This is a genomic window from Rhodococcus sp. WS1 (genome assembly GCF_003797745.1).
GTDB lineage: Bacteria > Actinomycetota > Actinomycetes > Mycobacteriales > Mycobacteriaceae > Rhodococcus_F > Rhodococcus_F erythropolis.
The window spans coordinates 234236-253751 of record NZ_RKLZ01000001.1; the positions used below are offsets into that span (position 1 = coordinate 234236).

Genomic DNA, 19516 nt, shown 5'->3' on the forward strand with positions numbered 1-19516 from the left:
AGCCGTAAGCTGCACTGTTTCCACATGGACACACCCGGATCCCGCCCTCGCACGCACAATGGGCAGATGATCGACGTGGACGACAGTCAGTTCGAGGACATGGTCAAGCGGGCGCTCGACAGTCTGCCCCCGAAGTTGGGTGCGGAGATGGCCAACGTCGCGGTGACCGTTCAACTCGAAGGGGGACGACCGGGGTTGCTCGGGTTGTATCAGGGCATCCCACTGACCAAGAGAACCACCACGTACGCCGGCGTCCTCCCCGACCGCATCACGATCTACCGCAGGGCCATCTGTGCGATCTGCAGCACCGAAGACGAGGTGATCGAGCAAGTTCGCCGAACCGTGATCCACGAAATCGGCCACCACTTCGGGATCGGAGATCCCCGGTTGCGTGAACTCGGATGGTGACAACCGACTCATCTACAAGTCGGAAATCAGCTAGAGGTTGATAATCGGCGAATTGTCATGTCAGCTGTACCAAACCCGCAACAATTGAACACTTACAGGAGTTCGCATGGTCAATTTGATCCAGATCGCCCCGAAGAATGCCCCGACGTTTGCGATGAGCCGACAGAAGGCCGCCGAACTGCTGGGCATCTCGGTCGACAGCGTTGCGTTTCTCCTCAAGTCTCGCTATCTCCCGGATCTGGACGCCGGCCGGTTGATCTCGATGGCCAACCAACCCTGGTTGTACTCGGACGGCGACTTTCCCGTGCTGCAGCAAGGTGCATCCGAACTAGCACCGAAGAAGATGCTCCCCGCCCGTAAGTACATCGGCGAGAGCGCAATTCACTCCGACGCCGAATGCGTGGAAGCCAACCAGGGGCAGTGGGCGGGATTCAACGTCGACCATGTGCTCGGCGCCCGCTTCCTGCCTGTGACGCTGCGCAAGTTTCCGGTGTCGGTGCTGCAGATCCACGACGTCAACGACGATGACGAAGAACGAGTGTCATTTGTAGCGACCCTCGCCGGGCGAGTCCGCGAACTGGGGGCGCCCAAGCTCAACTTCATCGACCCGTCACTGAGCCCCGAGGATCGACAGATCGTCGAGACGCTCCTCACCTCACGCAGCACGTCCACCGTTCCGGGACCCTGCGGAAAGCTGAAGCAGCCGAACTCCTGAGCGTCGGAAAGCTTCCGTCAGCGGGGGCGCTGAACGGCCGCGCAGCAGTTCACCGCACACGAGAGACCGTTGGTGGTCGAGCCGAGCAGCGGCTCGACCCCCAATCGCAGTGGCTGCTCGGCGTCGGCCAGTTCCCGAACGAGCGTGGGCACCAGCTGCGCAAAACGCTGATCGCGGCCGGGTGTCGCTGCGCGCACGAAATCCATACCGAGTTCGGCCGCCTTGTCCTTGGCCTCGGTGTCCAGGTCCCACACCACTTCGAGGTGATCGGAGACGAAACCGACAGGACACACGATCACGGCGCGAACGTCCTTGGCGGACAGCGTATCCAGGTGATCACAGATGTCGGGGTCGAGCCACGGAACCTGCGGCGGGCCTGATCGCGACTGCCACACCAGATCAAAATCTTCGACGCCGACGGCCTCGGCAACCAACTTCGCAGCCTCGGCAACCTGTCGGCTGTAGAGGTTTCCGCCCTCTGCCGGCGGCCCTGCATTGCGGTCTGCGGCACTCGGGACCGAATGCGCCGTGAACACCAGGCGCGCGGTATCGCGAGTCGCTTCGGGCAACTCTGCGCGGGCCGCGCGCACACCGTCGGCGAACGCGCCGACGACGAGCGGATGGTCGTAGTACTGACGAAGTTTTGTCAGCGTCGGTGCGCCGTCACCGACGGCTTCACGGGCACGGACGATGTCCTCGTGGTACTGCCGACATCCCGAGTAACCGCCCCACGCCGACGTGGCGAACACGGCGGCATTGCGGACACCGTCCTCGCGCATCTTGGCGACGGTGTCTTCGACCATCGGGTGCCAGTTGCGGTTGCCGAAGTACACGGGCAGGTCCACGCCGGCTGCTGCCAACTCACCTTCGACCCGTTCGATCAGGTCTCGGTTGAGCGCGTTGATGGGCGAAACTCCACCGAAATGCATGTAGTGCTCGACAACGGCGTCGAGCCGCTCCGGTGGCACTCCCCTACCGCGCGTGACGTTTTCGAGGAACGGCCGTACGTCTTCGGGTTTTTCGGGACCGCCGAACGACAAAACGAGAAGAGCATCGAACTGCATGTCCATACTTGCGGTCATGAGTTCAATCTTGCGTGATGCCGTTCGGCGGGGGTCACCCGGGTACTCACCTGTGTAGTAGAAGGGGTGCTACTAGCCGACCATCGCGTGGAAGCCGCCGTCGACGTAGATGATCGACGCGGTCGTGCCGGGCAACCAATCCGAGAGAACGGTGCAGACCGTTTTGGCGACCGGCTCGCGATCGTCGACGTCCCAGCCGATGGGCGCAGCACCGTCCCATGCGGTGTTCAGCTTGTCCAACTCCGCGCCCGGACCGGTGCTGTCGCCGGCAATGGCCTTGGCGGCCAGGGTCTTGATCGGGCCGGAGGACACCAGGTTCGAGCGGATGCCGCGGACGCCGACCTCTTTGGCCACGTACCGATTGACGGCCTCGAGGGTTGCCTTGGAGACACCCATCCAGTTGTAGAAGGGCATTGCGCGTGCCGGATCGAAGTCCATTCCGACGATGGACGCGTTGTCGTTGAGCACTGGCAGCAAGGCCTTGGCCAGTGCGCTGTACGAGTATGCGGACACCTCGAGTGCGACCGCCACGTCTTCCCACGGCGCGTCCATGAACGGGCTTCCCAGGCAGGAGCGGGGAGCGAAGCCGATCGAGTGGACCACGCCGTCGATACCCTCGGGAGCCAGCTCGCGCACACGCTCGGCGAGAGATGCGAGATCCTCCGAGCTCTGGACGTTGAGCGAGATTGCCGGCGGCACGGGCTGCGGCAGTCGCTGGGCGATGCGATCGATGAGGCGCAGACGATCGAATCCGGTGATCAGTACCTTCGCGCCCTGCTCCTGCGCGACCTTGGCCACGTGGAACGCGATCGACGAATCGGTGATGATGCCGGTGACAAGAATGGTCTTACCCTTGAGCAAACCGCCCATGAGATGTCCTCCTGATTTCAGACGTACGAGAAAGGTGTGTGTGCGAAAAGCGGGTCAGTGCCCCATGCCGAGTCCGCCGTCGACGGGGATGACTGCACCCGAGACGTATGCCGAATCGTCGGAGGCGAGGAAACTGACAACTGCTGCAACATCTTCCGGCTTTCCGGTCCGCTGCAACGGGATGAACTCGGTGGCCTTGTCCTTCACGTCGTCGCCCAGTGCTGCCGTCATGTCGGTCTCGATGAAACCCGGTGCGACGACGTTGGCGGTGATCGAACGCGAGCCGAGTTCCCTTGTCAGGGAACGAGCGATACCGACGATGCCTGCCTTGGACGCGGCGTAGTTGACCTGGCCGGCTTGTCCTGCCAGACCCACCACCGAACCGAGGAAGATGAAGCGTCCGAAACGCGCGCGCAGCATCGACCGGGTCGCACGCTTCGAGAGGCGGAACGTACCGGTGAGGTTCGCGTCGACGACGCTCGTGAACTGCTCTTCGCTCATTCGCATGATCAGTGTGTCGTCGGTGACGCCGGCATTGGCGACGATGACCTCGACCGGCCCCTGGTGCGCTTCGACCTCTTTGAATGCACGGTCGATCGACTCGGTGTCGGTGACGTCGCAAACGACGCCGAACAACCCTTCGGGGACACCGGAACCGCGGTGCGTGACGGCTACCTTGTGGCCGTCTGCGGCGAGCCGCTGAGCGACGGCCAAGCCGATTCCGCGGTTACCGCCGGTGACGAGCACCGAGCGCGGTGTGGTGACGGTCCGTTCGGAAACCACTGTCGTGGGAGGGGTAGACATGGCGATCAACCTATCAATTCTCTGCGGGCCGCGTACCAGCGGTATTTGGACAATTCGGAACTGCTCTCGATCAGGGCAGACGCTGCCTGCGTACCAGGGCAATCGTCAGACCAGCGGTCGCGAACACGACGCCGAGGACCAACCACGGTCGACTCGCATCGCCTCGTGTCGTCTCGAAACCGATCTGCTCTTCGAGCGTGTCGTACACCTGGCGCAGTTCTTCGAGGCTCGATGCCGTGAAGAAACTTCCGCCGGACAGGTTGGCGATCTCCTTCAGTGACGCATCGTCGACCGGGACGGGGATTCGGTCTCCTTCGATCTCGACTCGCCCGTATGTCGTTCCGAAGGAAATGGTCGAGATCGGAACACCCTTGTCCTTGGCCTGACGGGCAGCGGTGAATCCGCCCCGCGGATCGTCCGAGTTCTCGGGAACGGTCTGCTTACCGTCTGACAGCAACACGATGCGCGCCGGTGGCGCCTGATCGCTGCCGCCGAGAACAGCCGACAGCGTGTCGATCGACTGCAACGAGGTGAAGATCGCTTCGCCCGTCGCCGTTCGCTCACTGAGCTTGAGGTTGTCGATGGCGACCTTCGTCGCGTCACGATTCGTGGTGGGCGACACCAGAACCGAAGCGGTTCCGGCAAATGCGACCAACCCGAGGTTGATGCCGGGAGTCAGACCGTCGGCGAACGACTTCGCAGCTTCCTGCGCTGCTGCCAATCGCGTCGGCTCGACGTCGGTGGCCTGCATCGACAGCGACACGTCGATCACGAGGATCACCGTGGCACGGTTTCGCGGGACCTTCTTGTCTGCCGTCGGACCGGCAAGGGCGACGGTGAAGAACACCAATGCGATGACCATCAGAATCGCCGGAATATGACGCCACCGCCCGGGCCGCGAAGGCGCGACCTTCTCCAACAGTGCGAAGTTCGTGAACCGAAGTGTGTGCTTGGCTCGCTGCTTCTGCACGAGTACGTAACCGACCACCAACGCGGCGATGACAGCGAGGAACAGCAGCCACCACGGTGCGGTGAATTGAGAAAGACTCACGAACGAACGCCCCCAGTTCCGGCGCCGGCACCATAACTGTGTCGGCGTGCCGAGATGAATCTCACGACGTCGGCGATCCAGTCCCGATCGGTGTGCAGGGACATGAGCGGTGCGCCGCAGCGACGTAGAGCTTGCCTGACCTCGACGCGGTGCTCGGCGGCGACTCTGGCGAAGTCGGCACGCAGTTGCGGCGTCGTGGTGAATTCTCTCGTTCGGCCGGACTCGGGATCGTGGAGCACAACGTCGCCGACGTCCGGAAGTTCGAGGTCGCGCGGATCTACCACCTCGACGCCGAGCACGTCGTGACGTCCCGAAATGGCGCGCAGCGAGCGTTCCCAGTCGATCGGCCCGAGGAAGTCGCTGATGACGACCGCGAGTCCGCGCCGACGCTGTGGGCGTCTGAGCGCTTCGATCGCGCCGACCAGATCACCGCGTACCCCGTCCGGAGCGTGCGGAGTCGTCGCAATCTTGCGGAGCATCGCCTGTGCGTGAATGCGCCCACCGCGGGCCGGAATTCGAGTTGTCTGGGCGCCCGTCGAGATGATGGCGCCGACGCGGTTACCGCCCGAACTGGTCAGGTGAGTGATCGCCGCGGCTGCGGCGACAACCAGGTCGCGCTTCTCGCATCCAGCGGTCCCGAAGTCGAGACTTGCAGACAGGTCGATGACAAGCCACGTCTCGAGCTCACGATCCGCGACCGACTGGCGCACGTGTGGGTGCGTCGTCCGTGCAGTCACGGACCAATCCATCTGCCGCACGTCGTCGCCCGGCTGATACTCGCGGGCGTCACCCGGTTCGGAACCCGGGCCGGGAATCAGGCCGAGGTGATCGCCGTGCAGCACACCGTCGAGGCGACGACGAACCGTCAGCTCGAGGGTGCGCAGCGCAGCGGTGAGTTTGGGATCGCTGAGCTCGCCGGATCGGAACGACGGCGGCGAACCGGTGGATCCGGCGGGTGTCGCCTGGCCACCGTCGCGGCCTTCGGTCACTGCGGGCGACTCATCGTCTCAGCGGTCGCGATCGGCGCGCCGTTTCCCTGTGGATCGACTGTGCCCTGTGGATTCGCGGTGCCCTGTGCGTTGAACTGAGGTGCCTGCGGTGCGCCCTGCTGAGGCGGACCGGGAACGGTAGGAACAGGCCGCGCGGCGATCTGCGGCAGTCCGACGGTCTGCAGCACCCGGGCGATGACCGCGTCGGGAGTCACCTCGTCGGCCATGGCGTCGTAGGAAAGAACGAGGCGGTGGCGCAACACGTCCGGGATCACCTCGATGACGTCCTGCGGCACGACGTAGTCGCGGCCGCGGACGAGAGCGAGAGCCCGCGACGCGGCGATGATGCCGAGCGTCGCGCGGGGTGAGGCGCCGTACGCGATCCAGCCCGCGACGTCCTCGAGTCCGACCTCACGCGGCGTACGCGTAGCGGCGATGACCCGGACAACGTAGTCGACGAGCGCGTGGTGGACGAAGACGTTGCTGGCGACGCGTTGGAGCCGCACCAACTCCTCCGGACCGAGGATCTGGTGCGGCTCCGGGGCTGCCACGCCCATCCGGTAGACGATTTCGCGCTCTTCCTCCACTGTCGGGTAGTCGACGAGGATCTTGAACAGGAAGCGGTCGCGCTGTGCCTCGGGGAGCGGATAGACACCCTCGTTCTCGATGGGGTTCTGCGTCGCCATCACCAGGAACGGATCGGGCATGTGGTACCGCTTGCCACCGATCGAGACGTGGCGTTCTGCCATCACCTCGAGGAGCGCGGACTGCACCTTGGCCGGGGCACGGTTGATCTCGTCGGCCAACACGAAGTTGGCGACGACGGGTCCGAGTTCGGTGTCGAACTCCTCGCGGCCCTGACGGTAGATGCGCGTGCCGATGAGGTCGGTTGGCACCAGGTCGGGGGTGAACTGGACGCGGGAGAATGAACCGCCGACGACCTTCGCGAAAGTCTCGACGGCCAGCGTCTTGGCGACACCGGGTACGCCTTCGAGGAGGACGTGCCCCTTGGCGAGAAGTCCGACGAGAATGCGCTCGACAAGCCGGTCCTGCCCGACGATGACTCGCTTGACCTCGTAGATCGCTCGTTCCAAGGTCTGAACGTCGGCTGCCAGGGAAGGTGCTGCTCCGTCCGCACTTCCGCTCGCCTTGCTTACGTCGACCGTTCCGACCGAATCTTCACGTGAGGTCACCAAGAATCCATCGCTTTCACCTAAAAAAGTACCGACAGTAACGTGTTCCCCGTCAACTATTCCAGGTAGTTGCGCTCGATGCCGTAACACCACGTCGGGAACTTGATAGTTCCCTGACAATGCGGGTGTCAGCGGCATTTCCTCTGACGGTCAGGACACCAGTCGGACGGCGTACGGCGTCATTCCGCCCCAGCGAACCGGGGAGACCATGACACTCGAACCGGATTGTGGTGCCTCGAGCATCTGCCCGTTACCGAGGTAGAGCGCCACGTGCTGGCTGGCGTTGGGGCCGTAGAAGATCATGTCGCCGCGTTTCATCTCCGAAGACGGAACCTGCGTGCCCGCGGTGTACTGATAGCCGGTGTAGTGCGGCAGCGAGATTCCGATGCCGGCGAAGGCGTAGATCATCAAGCCCGAGCAGTCGAACCCGACTTTGTTGAAGTCGCCGTAACTGTCGGCGACGCCGCCGTCACGGATGCCTCGCGTCGGACCGTTTTCGTCGCCGCCGCCCCAGGCGTACTGCACGCCGAGCTGAGACATTCCGCGGTCGATGACGGATTCGATTGCAGCGCTTCCGGTAACGGAAGGCTTCGGCGTGCTGGGCTTCGGCGTCGTCGGCTTGGGGGTGGTGGGCTTGGGCGTCGTGACCGTTTCCTCTTCGGTACCGGTCTCTTCGTCCGTGCCTGTTTCCTCGTCGGTCCCGGTTTCCTCGTCAGTCCAGGTGTCGTCGTCGTCCGGGATGACGGTCGGAGTCGGGTCTTCCACAGCGGTGTGCGGACGCTGAGCCGCTGCCAGTGCTGCAGCTCGATCCTTGGCGGCCTGGTCGGCAGCTGCGCGGGCAGCAGCCTGTGCGGCAGCTTCCTTGGCGGCAGCTTCGAGAGCCTTCTGATGAGCTTCCTCGGCGCGACGCTGCTCGTCCCACGTCGCATACGCCTGGCGTTGGCCCTGCAAACCTGCGACTGCATTGCGGGCGGCGTCGAGCTGAGCCTGAGCGGAGTTCCGCTCGGCTTCGATCGCGGCCTTCTTGGCAACCTGCTGATCGAGAGCGTTGCGCGCGATCTGAATCGCCTGCTCGGCCAGATCCTTCAGTTGTGCCGCGACCTCGGCGGCGGCGTCGGCCTGCTGCTTTGCCTGGCGGGTCGCGGAGTCCTTGTTCGCCTGCTCGGTACGTGCTCGTTGGAGACCGTCAAGCACTGCGCTCTGCGTATTGGCGAGCAGTTTGAGGACCTGCGCGCGGTCGAGGACGTCGCCCGGGCCCTTGGCGTCGAGGAACGACGAGATGGACGCGGTGTTGGTGCCCTTGACGTAGCTCGAGCGTGCGTACTTGTCGAAGTCCGTCTGAGCGACCTCGATCTGCGCCGACGCGTCCTTAAGAGCTTGTTTGGTGACGCCGACGGCCTGCGCTGCGGTGTCTGCGGCGCCGCGAGCGTTCTGCAGATCCACGAGCGTCTTGTTGACGTCTTCACGCTTGATCGCAACTTCGTTGTCGAGTGCCGACAACTGTTCGTTGGCCGATGCGACTTGATTGATGAGCGCGCTGACGGTGCCGACGCTCGACGAGACCTGCGAATCGGCCGCAGCGATGTCCGAGTCACTCGGATTCGGCGGCGGCGGTGGTACGGCCCAGGACATGGCGGGCGTACCGACGATCAGGGACCCGACAATGCCGAATCCGATGACCAGTTGCGCCAGGCGCATCGACTTACGGGAAGGACCACGACGGGACTCGCCGCCACGTGTTACTTGCCTCACAAATAACTCTCCCTCGCGTGTAACGCCACGGCCCGCTGGGTCGCCGATCCGTGCGGGGAGGGAATGCGCAGACCAAGCACCGGTCGCCCACAGCCCGAGAGCTGCTCGTCGACCTGGACGTGCCGTACGAACGCCACCGTCGACACCTCGAGAACAAGGCAACCGACAAGTACGCGTCGAACAACATCAGCCTGTCTGCGACACTTCTTCCCCAAAAAGTGCCAGTTGTACCGTACGACACTCAAGCGTTCTTTGGAAACTTTAGCCACAAATAACACAAACGGTATTTGAGCTGGTCGAATGGCATGCAGGTACCAAAAAGGGCAGGTACTCACCGCAAACAGCGGTGAGTACCTGTTTTCGACGAGTTACTGAAAATCTCGCAAAAGGACCAAGGTCAGACGGAATCGGCCCGGTGGTCGGAAGATGTCGCCGTTTCTGAAGTCGAAGCGATATGTCTGGTTTGCGCGTTTTCCGGCTCTCGCCGCCACTTGACGGCAAAGGTAATTCCGGCAATAACCGCAACCAGTGCGATGACAAGGACCGTGTAAAGCGTCCACGGCGGACCCGGCGCCACGATCTCGTGCGAGAAGCGGTCCGCGGTCACGCTCGCGCTTTCTCCGAAAGATCGGTCCTGCGCGGTTTCGAGCTGCACGCGACTGATCGAGTCGCTGTAGCTACCCATCCAGTCTGGGCTCAGAACGAGAACCGTGCCGCCTTCGGTTTTGCCGACCGTCGTGGCCAGGTCGCGAAGATCGGACGGCCGGCCCGGATTTGCGTCGACCACTACGACGCTCAAGTCGACACCACGTTCACGGGCGTCGGTCACCACCGCAGTCAGCCCCACAACATCGGACTCCGGGGCGGAGACGCCGTCCGTCGAAAGGTCCGCGAGCACGTCGTCGAGATCGACATCCGACGGAACAGCGACGTGCAACGGGGACTTCACGTGCACAGGCGCAAAAGCGTGATTGGTAGGAGCAGACATCTCTCATCCGGGTGCTGTTCGGATTCCGTCCACCGCTGAGATGCGGGGAGTTCTTCCGAGGTCGTTTTTCGGCGGCCGACCCGCGACGGGCCTGCATGCAGCCTACTTCAGGTCGACTGCCACCAGGCGTCACACGCAACCGCCGCGCGTGCCGCCCGAGCGGTAACTGTGGGTGTGGTCACCCAGCCAAGCCTGCGTTGCGCAGGCCCGCAGTCTGCATGAAGATTGTTTCGGTCAACTTGCCCTGAATTCTCACAGGACAAGCGTACTGTTAGACTTGGACCAAGAGGTACCACCGGTCAGGACAGGTTCTACTGCAGCTCCGATGTTCGGACAGTTCTCACGCGAACTGTGCGATTGGCGTGAGCTACGGAGGGTCTTCCCGGCCGAAGTACCTCGCTTCAGCTGCCGACACAGCCCCGTCGGTAGCGACCCTCATAGACGAGTGGAGCAGACGTGAGCACCAGTATCGATTCATTCGGAGCCAAGGGAACCCTCGAGGTCGGTGAGAACTCTTACGAGATCTTCCGCCTCTCGGCCGTCCCTGGCACCGAGAAATTGCCCTATTCCTTGAAGGTTCTCGCCGAGAACCTTCTCCGCACCGAAGACGGTGCCAACATCACCGCGGATCACATCCGCGCAATCGCGAGCTGGGATCCCTCAGCCGAGCCGAGCATCGAAATCCAGTTCACGCCTGCCCGCGTGATCATGCAGGACTTCACCGGCGTTCCTTGCATCGTCGACCTCGCCACCATGCGTGAGGCCGTCACCACCCTCGGCGGCGACCCGAACAAGGTCAACCCGCTCTCCCCCGCCGACATGGTCATCGACCACTCGGTCATCCTCGACGTCTTCGGCCAGGCCGACGCACTCGAGCGCAACGTCGACCTCGAATACGAGCGCAACGGCGAGCGTTACCAGTTCCTCCGTTGGGGCCAGGGCGCATTCGACGACTTCAAGGTCGTCCCCCCGGGAATGGGCATCGTTCACCAGGTCAACATCGAATACCTGGCGCCCACCGTCATGTCCCGTAACGGACAGGCATACCCCGACACCTGTGTCGGCACCGACTCGCACACCACGATGGTCAACGGCCTCGGCGTGCTCGGCTGGGGCGTCGGCGGCATCGAGGCCGAGGCAGCAATGCTCGGCCAGCCCGTCTCCATGCTGATCCCCCGCGTTGTCGGCTTCAAGCTCTCCGGTGAGATCAAGCCCGGCGTCACCGCAACCGACGTCGTGCTCACCGCCACCGAGATGCTCCGTAAGCACGGCGTCGTCGGCAAGTTCGTCGAGTTCTACGGCAACGGTGTTGCCGAGGTTCCGCTCGCGAACCGCGCAACGCTGGGCAACATGAGCCCCGAATTCGGTTCCACCGCAGCGATCTTCCCGATCGACGCCGAGACCATCGAGTACCTGCGCCTCACCGGCCGCAGCGACGAGCAGCTCGCTCTCGTCGAGGCGTACGCCAAGGAACAGGGCCTGTGGCACAACCCTGACAAGGAACCCGTCTTCTCGGAGTACATCGAGCTGGATCTGGGAACCGTTGTTCCCTCGATCGCCGGCCCGAAGCGCCCGCAGGACCGAATCCTGTTGTCGGAGTCCAAGACTGCGTTCCGCAAGGACATCCACAACTACGTGGAAGAGAACTACCCGACCGAGCACACCCAGCTCGACGAGGCCGTCGAGGAGTCCTTCCCGGCTTCCGATCCCGCGGTTCTGTCGTTTGCCGACGACGGAGCGGTCGACGTTCTCTCTGCTGCCAACGGTGCAGAAGGCCGTCCGAGCAAGCCGGTCGTCGTCAAGTCCGACGCCGGTGAGTTCGTTCTCGACCACGGCGCCGTCGTTGTTGCAGGTATCACCTCCTGCACCAACACGTCCAACCCGTCGGTCATGCTCGGTGCTGCACTGCTCGCACGCAACGCCGTCGAAAAGGGCCTCGCCACCAAGCCGTGGGTCAAGACCAACATGGCTCCCGGTTCGCAGGTCGTCACCGATTACTACGAGAAGGCCGGCCTGTGGCCGTACCTCGAGAAGCTCGGTTACTACCTCGGCGGTTACGGCTGCACCACGTGCATCGGTAACACCGGACCCCTGCCCGAGGCAGTCTCGAAGGCCATCAACGACAACGACCTCTCGGTCACCGCGGTGCTCTCGGGTAACCGTAACTTCGAGGGACGTATCTCCCCCGACGTCAAGATGAACTACCTGGCTTCCCCGCCGCTCGTGATTGCATACGGCCTCGCCGGAACCATGGACTTCGACTTCGAGACCGATTCGCTCGGTAACGACACCGACGGAAACCCCGTCTACCTCAAGGACATCTGGCCGTCCACGCAGGAAATCGAAGAGACGATCAAGTCCTCGATCGACCAGGACATGTTCCGCAAGTCGTACGCAACCATCTTTGCGGGCGACAGCCGCTGGCAGAACCTCGAAACCCCGAAGGGTGACACCTTCGAGTGGGACGTGAACTCCACCTACGTGCGGAAGCCACCTTACTTCGACGGCATGACGATGGATCCGGCTCCGGTCAAGGACATCAAGGGCGCTCGCGTCCTCGCACTGCTCGGCGACTCGGTCACCACCGACCACATCAGCCCGGCAGGTCCGATCAAGGTCGGTACCCCCGCTGCGCAGTACCTCGACTCCCACGGCGTCGAGCGTGCGGATTACAACTCCCTCGGCTCGCGTCGCGGTAACCACGAGGTCATGATTCGCGGAACGTTCGCGAACATCCGTCTGCGCAACCAGCTCCTCGACGACGTCTCCGGTGGTTACACCCGCGACTTCACGCAGGAAGGCGCACCGCAGGCATTCATCTACGACGCGTCGCAGAACTACCAGGCAGCCGGCATCCCGCTGGTCGTCCTGGGCGGCAAGGAGTACGGCTCCGGATCCTCACGTGACTGGGCAGCCAAGGGCACCAGCCTGCTCGGCGTCAAGGCCGTCATCACCGAGTCGTTCGAGCGCATCCACCGCTCCAACCTCATCGGCATGGGCGTTGTCCCGCTGCAGTTCCCGGTCGGCGAGTCCGCAGGTTCGCTCAAGCTCGACGGCACCGAGACCTTCGACATCGAAGGCGTCGAGAAGCTCAACGAGGGCGTCACCCCGAAGACCATGAAGGTCACGGCGACGCGCGAGAACGGCGAGAAGGTCGTGTTCGACGCAGTCGTACGCATCGATACCCCCGGCGAAGCGGATTACTACCGCAACGGTGGCATCCTGCAGTACGTGCTTCGCAACATGATCCGGGGCTAGTCAACCGAGCCCTGCTCTAACCCACGTGGCGGACTCAGCGAGGTGCTGAGTCCGCCACGTGCGTTCAGAGCACAAGAAAGCGCGAGACGAGGACAACAACGTGCCCAAGGTCAGTGAAGACCATCTCGCGGCACGGCGCAGTCAGATCCTTGACGGCGCCCGCCGCTGCTTTGCGGAATACGGCTACGACGGCGCCACAGTTCGCCGTCTCGAAGAAGTCACCGGTTTGTCCCGAGGAGCGATCTTTCATCACTTCAAGGACAAGGACGGCCTGTTCCTCGCTCTCGCAAGCGAGGATGCGAGCCGGATGGCAGATGTCGTCGCCGAAGAGGGCCTCGTCCAGGTCATGCGGGACATGCTCGCGCAGCCCGATCAATTCGATTGGCTGGGAACGCGACTGGAGATAGCGCGTCGACTGCGCAACGACGCCGACTTCCGCGAGAAGTGGTCACAGCGCTCCGTAGAACTGACGGAAGCGACCAGTGCGCGCCTCGCCAGGCAGAAATCGGCCGGGCGGCTCCGTGACGATGTTCCCACCGAGATTCTGATCGGGTATCTGGATCTGGTGATGGACGGCCTGGTCGCGAGAATCGCCTCCGGCCACGGCGTCGACAACCTGTCAGCTGTTCTCGATCTGGTCGAGGAATCGGTGCGGCGGCGAGATTGAGGGGCTTCGCCCCTGTGAGTGGTTGAGGAGTGCGGGGACTCCCTAACCACTCACAGGGGGTTAGGCGAGCTGGATCAGCTCGAGGTATTCCTGCGACCAGTGGTCCTCGTTGCCGTCGGGCAGGAGGATGACCCGCTCGGGGTTGAGTGCCTCGGCAGCGCCCGGATCGTGGGTGACCAGGACGACGGCACCGGTGTAGCTGCGGAGCGCGTCGAGCACCTGCTCGCGTGAGATCGGGTCCAGGTTGTTGGTGGGCTCGTCGAGAAGCAGAACGTTGGCAGCGGACGACACCAGACCGGCCAGAGCCAGACGCGTCTTTTCACCACCCGAGAGCGTTCCGGCCGGCTGTTCGAGCTGTGGGCCGGTGAACATGAAGGCACCGAGCAGAGAACGCAGTTCCTGCTCCCCTGTATCCGGCGCAGCGTGGCGGATGTTCTCCCACACGGACGCGTCGTCGTCGAGGGTGTCGTGCTCCTGAGCGAAGTAGCCGACCTTGAGTCCGTGACCGGCGATCAGCTCACCCGCGTCCGCCTTCTCCGCGCCCGCGAGGATGCGGAGCAGTGTGGTCTTACCTGCACCGTTGAGTCCGAGGATAACCACACGAGACCCACGATCGATCGCGAGATCGACACCGGTGAAGATCTCGAGCGAGCCGTACACCTTGGTGAGGTTCTTGCCCATCAGCGGAGTCTTGCCACAAGCGGCGGGCTCGGGGAAACGAATCCGCGCAACCTTGTCCGAGACACGTTCGGCATCGAGGTTCGCCATCAACTTGTCGGCTCGCTTGGCCATGTTCTGAGCCGCGACGGCCTTGGTTGCCTTTGCACCCATCTTCGCAGCCTGAATCCGCAGCGCACCGGCCTTCTTCTCGGCGTTCGCGCGCTCGCGGCGACGACGCTGCTCGTCCGTGGCACGAGCGTCGAGGTACTTCTTCCAGTTCATGTTGTAGACGTCGGCCTCACCGCGGACGGCATCGAGGAACCACACACGGTTGACGACGTCGTTGAGCAGGTCGACGTCGTGACTGATGACCACCAGTCCGCCCTCGTGGTTCTGGAGGAATCCACGCAGCCAGGTGATGGAGTCGGCGTCGAGGTGGTTGGTGGGCTCGTCGAGCAGCAGAGTCGTGTCCGAGCGGGCGCCGCTGCCGTCGGAGGCGGCAAAGAGGATTCGCGCCAATTCGACACGACGACGCTGACCGCCGGACAGCGTGCTGAGCGGCTGCCCGAGAATACGGTCTTCGAGGCCGAGGCTGCTGGTGATACGTGCGGCTTCGCTCTCGGCTTCGTAGCCGCCGAGGGCCGAGAATCGATCCTCGAGCTGGCCGTACTTCTTGACCGCGCGGTCCTGAGATTCCTGATCGAGCACCTCGCCCATCAGGATCTGCTGCTTCTCCATCTCGCGGAGCATCGTGTCGAGGCCGCGGGCAGAGAGAACCCGGTCCTTGGCGAGGATGCTCAGGTCGCCCTCTTTGGGGTCCTGCGGGAGGTATCCGAGTTCACCGGTGCGTACGACGCTTCCCGCATATGCCTCACCTTCACCGGCGAGGATGCGCAGAGTGGTCGTCTTTCCGGCTCCGTTGCGTCCGACGAGTCCGATCCGGTCGCCCGGCTGGATGCGCAGCGAAGGCCCGGGAGCTGTGAGAAGGGTGCGGACACCGGCACGAACTTCGAGGTCAGTGGCGGTAATCAAGCAAACTCCTCAGGAAAAACGACGAATACGGGTAAACAATGCCTGACTACAGACACAAGAACTATCGATTTTACCGTGACCTGACGGTCGTTCCGACCAGGAGCGTGTGAGTCCGCTAACGTTCGGGACATGACTAGCGAAAACAGCACTCGTCCTCGCGACCTCGAAGGCCGCGCCGCCATCGTCACCGGCGCAAGTCGCGGAATCGGCAAAGCTGTCGCCGCCGAACTCCTCGCTCGCGGCGCCGACGTCTTGATCACAGCCCGCAAGCCGGAGCCCCTCGAGGCTGCTGCATCCGAACTGTCCGATCTGGGGCACGGCGGCAAGGTCGTCGCATTCGCGGGCAACGCAGCCGATGCCGAGGCCCGATCCGGTGCCGTCGACCGCGCCGTCGCCGAGTTCGGTTCGCTCGACATTCTGGTCAACAACACCGGAATCAATCCCGTCTTCGGTTCGCTCATGGAGGCGGACCTCGACGCCGTGCGCAAGATCTTCGACGTGAACGTGGTTGCCGCCCTCGGTTACGTCCAACAAGCACATCGGGCGTGGATGGGCGAACACGGTGGAGCCGTCGTGAACCTGGCAAGTGTGGCCGGGATCCGGTCGACGGGCGTCATCGCGGCGTACGGCGCGTCGAAGGCTGCGCTCATCCGGTTGACGGAAGAACTGGCCTGGCAACTGGGACCGAAGATTCGTGTCAATGCCGTAGCTCCCGGGATCGTCAAGACGCAGTTCGCGGCAGCCCTGGTCGCTGCCGGCGAGGACAAGGCGTCGGCGGGCTACCCGATGAAGCGGCTCGGCACCCCCGAGGACGTTGCCGGCTTGGTCGGCTTCCTCGTCTCCGACGCGGCGGCATGGATCACCGGCGAAACGGTCCGGGTCGACGGCGGTCTGCTCGCAACGGGATCGATGTAGTGCGCCGATCATGAGCACACTCGACTCCTCCGCCGACGTGGTGATCGTGGGCGGAGGGCCGGCGGGGCGGGCACTCGCGACGCGCTGTATCGCCCGGCAACTCACCGTTGTCGTTGTCGATCCGCATCCTCATCGGGTGTGGACGCCGACGTACTCGGCGTGGGCAGACGAGTTGCCGTCGTGGCTGCCGGGCGAGGTGATCGCGAGCCGGATCGAGCGCCCGAGCGTGTGGACCAGCGGGCAGAAAACGCTTGATCGCATCTATTGCGTATTGAATACATCTTTACTGCAATCATTTCTCACCGGCACATCCATAAAGGTCAGAGGCTTACGTGCTCAAACACTGTCCCCTACCACCGTCGTGTGCGTGGACGGATCGCAGCTGACGGGATCCGTCGTCGTCGACGCCCGAGGCACCGATCTGGCAGTGACAACCGCGCAGCAGACGGCCTTCGGAATGATCGTGGACCGAGCTCTGGCCGATCCGATTCTGGGCGGCAGCGAGGCCTGGTTCATGGACTGGCGAACAGACAACGGCACCTCCGACGCCGACACTCCGTCGTTTCTCTACGCGGTCCCGCTCGACAACGAGCGAGTCCTCCTCGAGGAGACCTGCCTCGTCGGCCGGCCGGCGTTGGGGTTGCGTGAACTCGAAACACGTCTGCGCACCCGACTTCACAATCGGGGCTGCGAAGTCCCCGACGACGCGCCGATCGAGCGAGTCCGTTTTGCAGTCGAAGGCCCGAGGGACTCGTCCCCGGACGCTGTCCTCCGGTTCGGCGGGCGAGGCGGTCTGATGCATCCGGGAACCGGATACAGCGTTGCCTCCTCACTCGCCGAGGCCGACACTGTCGCGAAAGCAATCGCCGACGGTGAGGATCCGAACGCGGCACTCTGGCCTCGCTCGGCCAAGGCGGTATCCGCTCTCCGCCGCGTTGGTCTGAACGCACTTCTCACCCTCGCCTCGGGCGAAGTCACCACATTCTTCGACAAGTTCTTCGATCTACCGGTCGAGGCTCAGCGGTCATACCTTTCCGATCGGCGGGACGCGGCCGCGACGGCGAAGGTGATGGCAACACTGTTCCGATCGTCACCGTGGCACGTGAGAAAGACGTTGATGCGCGCGCCGTTTTTCCGGTGACTAGATCCGCACCGACTAGATCCGCACCGACTACTGCGCTGCCATCGAGCTGGCGATCATCGGCCACGAATTGTGGAGGTCGTCCTGCCAGTAACCCCACGAGTGGGTTCCGCTCGGCTTGAAGTCGAAGGTCGCGGGGATGCCCAGTGCGTTCAGTCGGTCCGCCAATCCGTGTGTGCACCCGTTGACCGCGGATTCGATGATGCCTCCGACGATGATCTGATTCAGGAGCGCTCCGGGATTTCCGTTCACATCGGGCGCCTGAAGGTTGTCGTGCGGACCTGGCAGCCCGGATCCGGTGGAGACGTACAGTTCGGTCCCCCGCAGCTTCTCCGCGTTCACGACGGGATCGTTCTCGCGCCATCCCGGACCGTCGAACGGTCCCCACATGTTTGTCGGATCAGCGCCACCCCGCGCACCGACCACCAGTCGCACGTAGTCCTGACCCGGCTGGGTGGAAGTCTCCGCGCACCCACTGTAGGCCCCGACACTCCGATACAGCCCTGGGGCTGAGATCGCGAGATTGAGTACCGAGGTCGCGGTCATCGAGATCGCCGCGATGGAGTTGACCCCGTTGGTACCGAACTGCGCATCGATGACTGGCGGCAGTTCGCGAGTGAGGAACGTCTGCCACTTGTTGCGTCCGAGTACGGGATCGTCCTTCTGCCAGTCGGTGTAGTAGCTGAACGCTCCTTCCAGCGGCGTCACGACGTTGACGTTCTTGTCGGCAAAGAAGTCCAGGACATCGGTCCGTCCTTCCCACGTTGCACTGTCCTCGCCACCACCGGCGCCGTTGAGCAGATACAACGTGGGCCGTGGGGCGCTCGTGTCGGCGGGGAGGATCACCTCGAGTGGAATGTCGCGGCCCATCGCATCGGAGTGGACGCTGATGGTTACGGTGCGTGCCGGATCTGCGTTCGCGGGCCAGGGCGCAAACAGCAGTGGAACCAGTGAAATTGCCAGCGCTGCTGCTAGGTGTCGTCGGTAGGTTCGGATACTCATCGGAGTATGCCCCCAGGTGTGCGAGTCGGATTCTCGGAGCGGATACCCGCTCGCCGCGCCTCGAACCGGCCCACCCGGACGCAACGGTTCGGGATCAACCGTGAGCGTTTGCCTCGCGCAATCGGCTGGGGGCGACCATCATGGGAGGCATGCGCTCGATTTGGAAAGGCTCGATAGCCTTCGGTCTGGTCAACGTTCCGGTCAAGGTGTACTCGGCGACCGAGGACCACGACATCCGATTTCACCAGGTCCATGCAAAAGACGGTGGCCGCATCAAGTACAACCGTGTGTGTTCCGAGTGCGGAAACACGGTTCAGTTCGCGGACATCGACAAGGCGTACGACTCGGAAGACGGATCGCGCGTCATCTTGAGCGACGAGGACTTCAACAAACTCCCGGCCGCGGAGAAGCACGAGATTCCGGTGCTGGAATTCGTGCCGAACGATCAGATCGATCCGATCTTGTTCGAGAAGAGTTACTTCCTCGAACCGGATTCGGCGTCGCCGAAGGCGTACGTCCTGCTTTCGACTGTGCTCACCGAGAGTGATCGAACGGCACTGGTGCATTTCACTCTGCGACAGAAGACGCGCCTGGCCGCGATGCGCGCTCGCGACGGCGTCCTCGTGATCCAGACGTTGCTGTGGCCCGACGAAGTTCGCGCAGCAGAGTTCCCTTCGCTCGACGACGTGGAGAAGCCGAAGGCCAAGGAACTGAAGATGGCGCAGACGCTCGTCGAGAGCATGGCGGGCGATTTCGATCCGACCGAGTTCACCGACGACTACCAGCTCCAACTGCGGCAGTTGCTCGACGAGATGATCGAGAACGGCGGCAAGAAGGTCATCCCCGCCGCCGAGGTCGACCAGGAGGGCACCGATGCGGAGGTGGTCGACCTCGTTGCCGCACTGCAGCGCAGTGTGGACGAAGCGAAGTCGAATGCCTCCAAGGCCGGCTCGTCGAAGTCGACGGCGCCGAGGAAGAAACGAGCCTGA

At 63.4% G+C, this 19516-nt stretch carries 17 protein-coding genes; 7 read left to right on the plus strand and 10 right to left on the minus strand.

Annotated elements, in window-relative coordinates; genetic code table 11:
- Window positions 1-66: 66 nt before the first annotated feature.
- Together EEB12_RS00975 and EEB12_RS00980 are read left to right on the plus strand one after the other, a co-directional pair.
- On the plus strand, window positions 67-408 hold the full coding sequence (locus tag EEB12_RS00975; RefSeq protein ID WP_003944783.1) for a metallopeptidase family protein: 342 nt from the start codon (window positions 67-69) through the stop codon (window positions 406-408).
- A 106-nt stretch (window positions 409-514) separates the two neighbouring features.
- Window positions 515-1123, plus strand: a complete 609-nt coding sequence (locus EEB12_RS00980; protein WP_019748428.1) for a hypothetical protein — start codon at window positions 515-517, stop codon at window positions 1121-1123.
- Between the two features lie 17 nt (window positions 1124-1140).
- Here EEB12_RS00980 and EEB12_RS00985 read toward each other — a convergent pair whose 3' ends face one another.
- The 8 genes from EEB12_RS00985 to EEB12_RS01020 form a co-directional block, all read right to left on the minus strand.
- Window positions 1141-2193, minus strand: a complete 1053-nt coding sequence (locus EEB12_RS00985) for a ferrochelatase (RefSeq protein ID WP_021344248.1) — start codon at window positions 2191-2193, stop codon at window positions 1141-1143.
- 84 nt (window positions 2194-2277) lie between these two features.
- The gene (gene inhA / locus EEB12_RS00990) at window positions 2278-3075 is read right to left on the minus strand and encodes an NADH-dependent enoyl-ACP reductase InhA (protein WP_141487271.1); all 798 of its coding nucleotides are present in this window, start codon (window positions 3073-3075) and stop codon (window positions 2278-2280) included.
- A 54-nt stretch (window positions 3076-3129) separates the two neighbouring features.
- The gene (fabG1, locus tag EEB12_RS00995; protein WP_007727875.1) at window positions 3130-3879 is read right to left on the minus strand and encodes a 3-oxoacyl-ACP reductase FabG1; all 750 of its coding nucleotides are present in this window, start codon (window positions 3877-3879) and stop codon (window positions 3130-3132) included.
- A gap of 70 nt (window positions 3880-3949) precedes the next feature.
- Window positions 3950-4930: a VWA domain-containing protein gene (locus EEB12_RS01000; protein ID WP_003944878.1), complete on the minus strand. Its 981-nt coding sequence runs from the start codon at window positions 4928-4930 to the stop codon at window positions 3950-3952.
- The gene (locus EEB12_RS01005) at window positions 4927-5919 is read right to left on the minus strand and encodes a DUF58 domain-containing protein (protein ID WP_003944991.1); all 993 of its coding nucleotides are present in this window, start codon (window positions 5917-5919) and stop codon (window positions 4927-4929) included. The genes EEB12_RS01000 and EEB12_RS01005 overlap by 4 nt, the downstream gene beginning before the upstream one ends.
- Complete coding sequence (locus EEB12_RS01010) at window positions 5916-7112, minus strand: AAA family ATPase (RefSeq protein ID WP_141487272.1); 1197 nt, start codon at window positions 7110-7112, stop codon at window positions 5916-5918. The genes EEB12_RS01005 and EEB12_RS01010 overlap by 4 nt, the downstream gene beginning before the upstream one ends.
- Before the next feature lie 150 nt (window positions 7113-7262).
- Window positions 7263-8810: an NlpC/P60 family protein gene (locus tag EEB12_RS01015; RefSeq protein ID WP_141487850.1), complete on the minus strand. Its 1548-nt coding sequence runs from the start codon at window positions 8808-8810 to the stop codon at window positions 7263-7265.
- Between the two features lie 451 nt (window positions 8811-9261).
- Window positions 9262-9852 (minus strand): DUF6676 family protein, encoded by a 591-nt coding sequence (locus EEB12_RS01020; protein ID WP_020969605.1) that lies wholly within the window; start codon window positions 9850-9852, stop codon window positions 9262-9264.
- 456 nt (window positions 9853-10308) lie between these two features.
- On the opposite strand from EEB12_RS01020, the gene acnA reads away from it, so the two are divergent.
- Window positions 10309-13110, plus strand: a complete 2802-nt coding sequence (gene acnA, locus EEB12_RS01025) for an aconitate hydratase AcnA (protein ID WP_019748421.1) — start codon at window positions 10309-10311, stop codon at window positions 13108-13110.
- A gap of 100 nt (window positions 13111-13210) precedes the next feature.
- Entirely contained in the window at window positions 13211-13777 is a 567-nt protein-coding gene (locus EEB12_RS01030) for a TetR/AcrR family transcriptional regulator (protein ID WP_003944970.1), read from the plus strand.
- 60 nt (window positions 13778-13837) lie between these two features.
- On the opposite strand, the gene EEB12_RS01035 is transcribed toward EEB12_RS01030, so the two are convergent.
- Entirely contained in the window at window positions 13838-15469 is a 1632-nt protein-coding gene (locus EEB12_RS01035; RefSeq protein WP_020907739.1) for an ABC-F family ATP-binding cassette domain-containing protein, read from the minus strand.
- A gap of 129 nt (window positions 15470-15598) precedes the next feature.
- Here EEB12_RS01035 and EEB12_RS01040 point away from each other — a divergent pair, with 129 nt between their 5' ends.
- Both EEB12_RS01040 and EEB12_RS01045 read left to right on the plus strand, forming a co-directional pair.
- Window positions 15599-16384, plus strand: coding sequence for an SDR family oxidoreductase (locus EEB12_RS01040; RefSeq protein ID WP_019748418.1), 786 nt, complete (start codon window positions 15599-15601; stop codon window positions 16382-16384).
- A gap of 10 nt (window positions 16385-16394) precedes the next feature.
- Window positions 16395-17525, plus strand: coding sequence for a lycopene cyclase family protein (locus EEB12_RS01045; protein WP_097387370.1), 1131 nt, complete (start codon window positions 16395-16397; stop codon window positions 17523-17525).
- 30 nt (window positions 17526-17555) lie between these two features.
- Here the strand turns inward: EEB12_RS01045 and EEB12_RS01050 are convergent, their stop codons facing one another.
- A complete protein-coding gene (locus EEB12_RS01050; protein ID WP_141487273.1) occupies window positions 17556-18527 on the minus strand; it encodes an alpha/beta hydrolase in 972 nt (323 codons plus the stop codon).
- A 140-nt stretch (window positions 18528-18667) separates the two neighbouring features.
- Between EEB12_RS01050 and EEB12_RS01055 the strand changes: the two genes are divergently transcribed.
- Window positions 18668-19516 (plus strand): Ku protein, encoded by an 849-nt coding sequence (locus EEB12_RS01055; protein WP_019748415.1) that lies wholly within the window; start codon window positions 18668-18670, stop codon window positions 19514-19516.